This is a genomic window from Armatimonas sp. (assembly GCF_031410135.1).
In the GTDB taxonomy this organism is placed as follows: domain Bacteria; phylum Armatimonadota; class Armatimonadia; order Armatimonadales; family Armatimonadaceae; genus Armatimonas.
The window spans coordinates 1-5,974 of sequence record NZ_JANNYP010000561.1 but is presented as its reverse complement, the minus strand read 5'-3'; the positions used below and the strand labels follow the sequence as shown (position 1 = coordinate 5,974).

The 5,974-nt window shown below is 57.1% G+C and carries 5 protein-coding genes; all 5 read right to left on the bottom strand.

All coding sequences use genetic code 11. The annotated features are described in order from the left end of the window. Positions 1-130: 130 nt before the first annotated feature. The 5 genes from RMO15_RS20675 to RMO15_RS20655 all read right to left on the bottom strand — a co-directional run bounded on the left by RMO15_RS20675 (position 131) and on the right by RMO15_RS20655 (position 5,681). A complete protein-coding gene (locus RMO15_RS20675) occupies positions 131-556 on the bottom strand; it encodes a hypothetical protein (protein WP_309716407.1) in 426 nt (141 codons plus the stop codon). Beyond that, entirely contained in the window at positions 553-1,068 is a 516-nt protein-coding gene (locus RMO15_RS20670; RefSeq protein WP_309716404.1) for a hypothetical protein, read from the bottom strand. The genes RMO15_RS20675 and RMO15_RS20670 overlap by 4 nt, the downstream gene beginning before the upstream one ends. After that, the gene (locus RMO15_RS20665; protein ID WP_309716399.1) at positions 1,069-4,620 is read right to left on the bottom strand and encodes a DNA polymerase III subunit alpha; all 3,552 of its coding nucleotides are present in this window, start codon (positions 4,618-4,620) and stop codon (positions 1,069-1,071) included. A gap of 79 nt (positions 4,621-4,699) precedes the next feature. Continuing rightward, on the bottom strand, positions 4,700-5,476 hold the full coding sequence (locus RMO15_RS20660) for a hypothetical protein (protein ID WP_309716395.1): 777 nt from the start codon (positions 5,474-5,476) through the stop codon (positions 4,700-4,702). Continuing rightward, positions 5,466-5,681 (bottom strand): hypothetical protein, encoded by a 216-nt coding sequence (locus tag RMO15_RS20655; protein ID WP_309716392.1) that lies wholly within the window; start codon positions 5,679-5,681, stop codon positions 5,466-5,468. Before RMO15_RS20655 ends, RMO15_RS20660 begins: the two co-directional genes overlap by 11 nt. Positions 5,682-5,974 lie beyond the last annotated feature (293 nt).

Here is a 5,974-nt window from a genome sequence, read left to right as displayed (position 1 = left end):
GCAAGCTCCAGCCGCTCCTCGTGAGAGAGCTGTTTAATTTCGTTACCGTAGCGCTCGACAATATTGACCATGTTGTGATACCTCCTCTATATTTATCGCTGTGCTTATTCCGACATGCCCTTCTCCAAGTTCATGCGGCCTGAGATGTGGTGGGCTTTTCGTATTCACGGCGAATGTGCTCCAGAACAACGTTTAGTGTCTTTGGCGTTAGAGGTTGCAGAGAGTGCTCTGCTGCACCTTGATGCAGCCAGCCGTACCAGCCTTCGTCCGTGTCCATCGCAAAGAGAAAAAGAAGCACAGGGAATGGATAGTGAACACGGCGCTGGGCAAAAATCTCTTGAGATCGCTCGGTGGACTGATGTGCGTAGCGAACCCCTTCGACCTGGAGTGCGAAGAGCTTGCCCGTGTCTTCCCCGTCCTCTTGCAGGCAAGCCACCATATCCGGCCAACCTTTTTCCGCTGTAGAGAGGAGGGAGATACTGCCTTGGTGGAGCAGGAGAACCCGCGCCATGTGCAAGGCGCGCAGATGCGTTAGGTACTCAAACTGGTTTGTCATATGCTTCTCCAGCGCGGGTCGAGAAATTGTGATGTGAGTTTCGGAGTAGTTGTGGGAAAACCGTCCCAGAACGCCGCCACTTCCTCCCAAAGTCCGAGCATCACACTCTCGTCGCTTAAGGGATAGTTTACCGTCATTCCCGCTTCTGGTTCCAGTTGCTCCCCGTTGGCTGAGACAAGATACGCCTTCGATTGGAGCAGGTCTACTCCGATCAGATAGGTAGGAATGGGATAGGCGGAGAGGGCTTGCAGGTGTTTTGGGTCAAAGGCAATTGTCAGGCGCTCTCGTGAGTTCGGGGAGAGGGAAACGGCACGGATCTGTGCGAGGAAGAAGCAGGGGCGCGTGGTTCCTACCAGTTCTACGAGGAAATCCGCCGTGGGCCACTTGTCACCCAGAAAACAGGTGCTAAAGAGATAGTCACGTCCTGGCAAGGGGCGGAGGAGAAACATGGAGGCGACAGATTCACCCAGACGACCTGCCAGGTCGCGTTGCGAGGGTTCTCCCAGTCTCATCTACTCCACCCAGGCTTTCTGGTGGCCGCCGCCTAGCATTCTTCTCACTTGCTCGATCAGGCCCTCGTCGGGGTCTACTAAGATCGGGGTTTTGATGAGATACTCGCCGCTGGGGGTCTCGGCGTGCACAACTAAGGGCGAGCCGCCGTCTTTGCTGGTGAACATCTCTTTGACCATGTGCAGGAGCGTGCGGTTGTTGGGGTCAATGCGCACATGGACGGTGCGTGGGCGGGCGTCGGCGGCCATTGCGTTCTCGACGATGCGCTCAATCTTGTCGGCGATGAGCTCTATCTGGACGTTCTTATCGGCTGCGGCGGGCTCTGCGCCCTCTTCTGCCACTTCACTCTTTAGGATGCGCTCCCGGTGCTGGGCGCGGCCAATGATGGCGACCACGGAGTTGACGATGGCGTACTTGCCGTACTCGGCGGCACACTTGGGGAAGAGCGTCACGCTGATCGCGCCAGAGGTGTCCTCAAGCGTCACGAAGAGCATCGCGCTACCTGTCTTGGTGTACTTGGTGCGCACCTCGGTGATCATCCCGCCCACCGTGACTTGCTGGTTGGGTGTGCTCTCGCTGATCTGATCGGCCCGCCAGGCCCGCCACTTGCGCCGCAGCTCCGGCTCGAAGGGCTTGACCGGGTGCTCTGTGAGATACAGGCCCAGCAGCTCTTTCTCCCAGCCCAGCCAGATCCCGCGTGGGTGATCTGGGACATTGGGTAGCGCCTGCACCGAGTCCACCGACGCGGCATCTTCTCCCGCATCGTCGCCCCAGAGGCTAATGAGCCCCGCCTTGGCATCTTTGGCTCCCCGTGCGGCGGCGGCCACGGCATCGTCTAGCGTCTCCAGCAGTGCTCTTCGATTGGGGTGAATACTCTTAAACGTCCCGGCCTTAATCAGCATCTCGATCACGGACTTGGAGGTCAGGCCCTCCGCAAAGACCCGCGTGCAGAAATCGGGGAGGCTGTGGAACCGACCGCCTTTTTGGCGTGCCTGAAGAATGGTCTCGATGGGAGCTTTTCCGACATTCTTAATCGCCAGCAGCCCGAAGCGCACCGCCCCCTCGTATTTTTTCTCCGTCGGCTGGCTCACCGTAAAGTCCGCCTCGGAGTCGTTGACATCCGGTGGGAGAATCTGGATGCTGAGACGCTCACACTCCTCCAGCGTATTGACCACTTTCTCGGTCTTTTCCACATAGGCCGCCATCAGCGCCGCAAGATACTCCGACGTGTAGTTGGCTTTTAGATAGGCAGTCTGATAGGCCACCATCGCATAACAGGCGGCGTGGGCACCGTTAAAGGCGTAGCCCGCAAAGGGCTCAATGTCAGCGAAGATCTTCTCGGCGGATTTATTACTGACACCGCGCTCCTTGGCACCCTCCATGAAGATGCCTTTTTGCTTGTCCATGTAGGATTTTTGCTTCTTACCCATCGCGCGGCGTAGCAAGTCGGCTTGGCCCAGCGTGAGCCCTCCCACGGCTTGGACAATCTTCAAGACCTGATCCTGGTAGACAATCACCCCGTAGGTCTCTTTCAGGATCGGCTCTAAAAGCGGGTGCTCGTACTCGATCTTGGCAGGGTCAAACTTGGACTGGATAAAGCGCGGGATGTGGGCCAGTGGGCCGGGGCGGTAGAGTGCCACCATCGCGGCGAGCTCCTTGACGGAGTTGGGCTTGAGCTCGACAACATACTTACGCATCCCCGCCGACTCTAGCTGAAAGACGCCGGTCGTCTCGCCGCGCCCGAGCATATCGTAGGCTTTCTGGGCTTTGGGGTGGCTATAGTCCAGCGGAATGTCCCAGACATCTATCGTCTCGCCGCGCGTCTCCTTGATCAGCTTGACCGCGCGGCCCAGAATCGAGAGGTTGATGAGCCCGAGAAAGTCCATCTTCAGCAGCCCGATTGCCTCCAGCGAGCTGTGCGGGTACTGCGTGGCTAGGGAGCCGTCATTGAGTTTGCGTAGCGGTGTGTACTCCACCAGTGGTCGGTCGGCGATCATGACACCGGCGGCATGGACGGACTCATTGCGGGTGATTCCCTCAATGCGCTGGGCGGTGTCAATGAGCTTGCGTGCCAGCTCCTCGTTCTCGTAGGCCGCGACCATCTCGGGGTTGCCAGGGTAGTCTTTCTCGTCCCAGCCGTGCATGGCCCTCTTAATGGAGATTCCCAGCGGCAGGGCGGGGATCATGCGGGCGATCCTGTCCACATCGGGCAGGGGCATGGCCAGCGCCCGACCCGCATCGCGGAGCGCCGCTTTGGCACCCAGCGTCCCAAAAGTCGTGATGTAGCTGACATTATCTTTCCCGTACTGCTTGGTCACGTGTTCGATCACTTCTGCGCGGCGCGTGTCCTCGAAGTCCATGTCAATATCGGGCATGGTTACGCGCTCAGGGTTCAAGAAGCGCTCAAATGTCAAGTTGTACTCGATGGGATCAAGATCGGTAATTCCCAGACAATACGAGGCCAGCGAGCCCGCTGCCGAGCCGCGAACGCCAAAGAAAATCCCACTCTGCCGCGCGTGCTGGGCGATGTCGCGGACGATCAGAAAGTACTGTGCGAAGCCCGTCTTCTCGATAATATCCAGCTCATACGAGAGCCGCTCTTTATGCTCCATCTCGTGCTTGGGCAGGCGGCGCTCCAGCCCTTCCCAGCACATCCGGATCATGGTGGTCTGCGCATCACTGCCGGGGTCCACACCCATCACCGGCATGGGGGCACGTCCCACTTCGATCTCTAGATTCACTTTCTCCGCGACTTCTAGCGTGTTCTCGATCGCATCCGGAGCGAAGTTTTCAAACGAGCCCATCATCTCGGCATAGGTTTTGAGGTAGAACTCGCGCGGCTCGTAGCGCATGCGCTTGGGGTCATTGACCGTGGTGCCCGTCTGGATACAGATCAGCACGTCGTGCGGGTCGGCGTCCTCGGCCTTTAAATAATGGCTATCGTTGGTGGCGACCATCTTAATGCCCATCTCGCGGCTGATGCGCTTGACAGTCTCATTGACGTCCCACTGCCCCGTGGCGTGGTGGCCCTGCACCTCTAAGTAAAAGTCGTCCTTGAAGACCTCCCGGTACCACGCCGCGACACTCTTGGCCTCCTCGTAGCCCTGCTTCATCACCGCCTGCGCCAGCTCGCCGCCCAGACATGCGGAGCTAATAATCAGCCCCTCGGAGTACTCCGCCAGCAGCTCTTTGTCCACGCGCGGCTTGTAGTAAAACCCCTCCAGCGACGCCAGCGTCACCAGCTTCATGAGATTTTTATAGCCCGTCTCATTCTTGGCAATCGCGACTAAGTGATGGTTGCCATCTTTCTTGGGATCACGGTCTTTTCGTCCCCGTGTCGCCACGTACAGCTCGGTTCCCACCAGCGGCTTTATCCCCGCCGCACGGGCTGCCTGATAGAACTCAAACGCACCGTACATGACGCCATGGTCGGTGAGGGCCAGCGCGGGCATCTCCATCTCCACGGCATACTTGATCATGTCTTTGATCTTAGAAGCGCCATCAAGAAGCGAAAACTCGGAGTGGTTGTGGAGGTGAACAAACGGGGTGGACATGCCACGGATTGTACCCGATGGGTGCATGCGAACGGGCGGCTAAAGCGGCCCGCTGGTGCGGCAAGACCCATGAATGGGCCTAGGGAGACTGAAGAGATTTCGGATTCGCGAAACCCGTCAGAATCTCGTTGGGAGTGGTGCTGCCCTGGGAGTAGAAGACGATCTTGACGGGGTTTCTGAAGAGGGAGTCTAGGATTTTTTCCTGGTGCAGTCGGCGAGCAAGCTCGATGTAGTGTGTGAGGAGAACTTCGGTGTCGCCCATGAAGCTCAAGAAGGCATCGCGAAATGGATGTCCCGGCAGGGTCACTGCGAGGGGAGTAAAGCGAGGGAGAGCACCTGACTCTGAGTGGCACTCAACAGAGAGAGCGACATCCTGGTTGTAGGTAAAGGAAACGTGGGTGATAGGTAAGCTCGACAAGTGAAGAGTCTCGACAACGGCCTCAAAGAGGGCGGGCTCAAACGATGCAATTTGTTCGTAGTAGAGAAGATCAACCTTGAGCCATTCACCAAATAGGGTGAAATCACAGAATCCCATTGCAGCGAGTTGACGAATACCCAGAAACGAAGTGGGATCGTTCAGTATCTGCTCGCAGTCCACATACTCCAACAACCCAATCTGTTCGTTGTCCTCGCTTCCCGTAAGTGCATCTGCGACGATGGCGAGCCACTCTGGGGGAATCGGGAGCTGATTACGAAAGTAATCCCATCGGGCTTCGTCGGTGAGCGAACTCAGCTCCTCCCAGAAACCTTCAACAAATGCTTCTCCACTGCCCATTCGCCACCCGATGCTGTAGGGATGCGTGTCTGGAAATGCTTTCCAGGGCGGGATTGGCGGGAGAGAAGGGTCACGTTCCATTGTCGTTAAGGTGATTGTCGGTGATGAGGTGAACCCGAGGGAAACGCGCCAGAACTTCCTCCAACAAAGCGTCTGGGTTTATATCGGGGGCGATCTGAGCAGATTGTGTTTGCGTAGCCATCGTGCCGTTTCCTCTTGCTTTATCTTCAAACTGGCGCAGATTGTCGGGCTGATCCATCATCCACAAACGGGGTGGACATGCCACGGATTGTACCCGATGGGCACAGGGGACAGGCAGGAGATGGGCGGCTAAAGCGGCTCAAAAGCGGGGTGAGAGATGGGCAAGAATAAATAAAATTACTATGAACATAAAAAATGGTTGAACTGATACTAAAAGTATGGAATGGTTCAAATCGCTTTTTCGACAGTCGCACTCTACAGACGCTAAAAGCGTCGCGCTGCCTACGCCACAGGAGCCTGAGAGAAATCTGGTTATGGAGGCTGTGTTGGGCATGACCCAGAAGGAATGGGTTGAGGAGCAGCTTACCCAGTGCTCTA

Bases quoted from the DNA above. Each gene is read 5' to 3' on its own strand.
- RMO15_RS20675 (WP_309716407.1), bottom strand. From the start codon at position 556: ATGACAAACCAGTTTGAGTACCTAACGCATCTGCGCGCCTTGCACATG.
- RMO15_RS20670 (WP_309716404.1), bottom strand. From the start codon at position 1,068: ATGAGACTGGGAGAACCCTCGCAACGCGACCTGGCAGGTCGTCTGGGT.
- RMO15_RS20665 (WP_309716399.1), bottom strand. From the start codon at position 4,620: ATGTCCACCCCGTTTGTTCACCTCCACAACCACTCCGAGTTTTCGCTT.
- RMO15_RS20660 (WP_309716395.1), bottom strand. From the start codon at position 5,476: ATGGAACGTGACCCTTCTCTCCCGCCAATCCCGCCCTGGAAAGCATTT.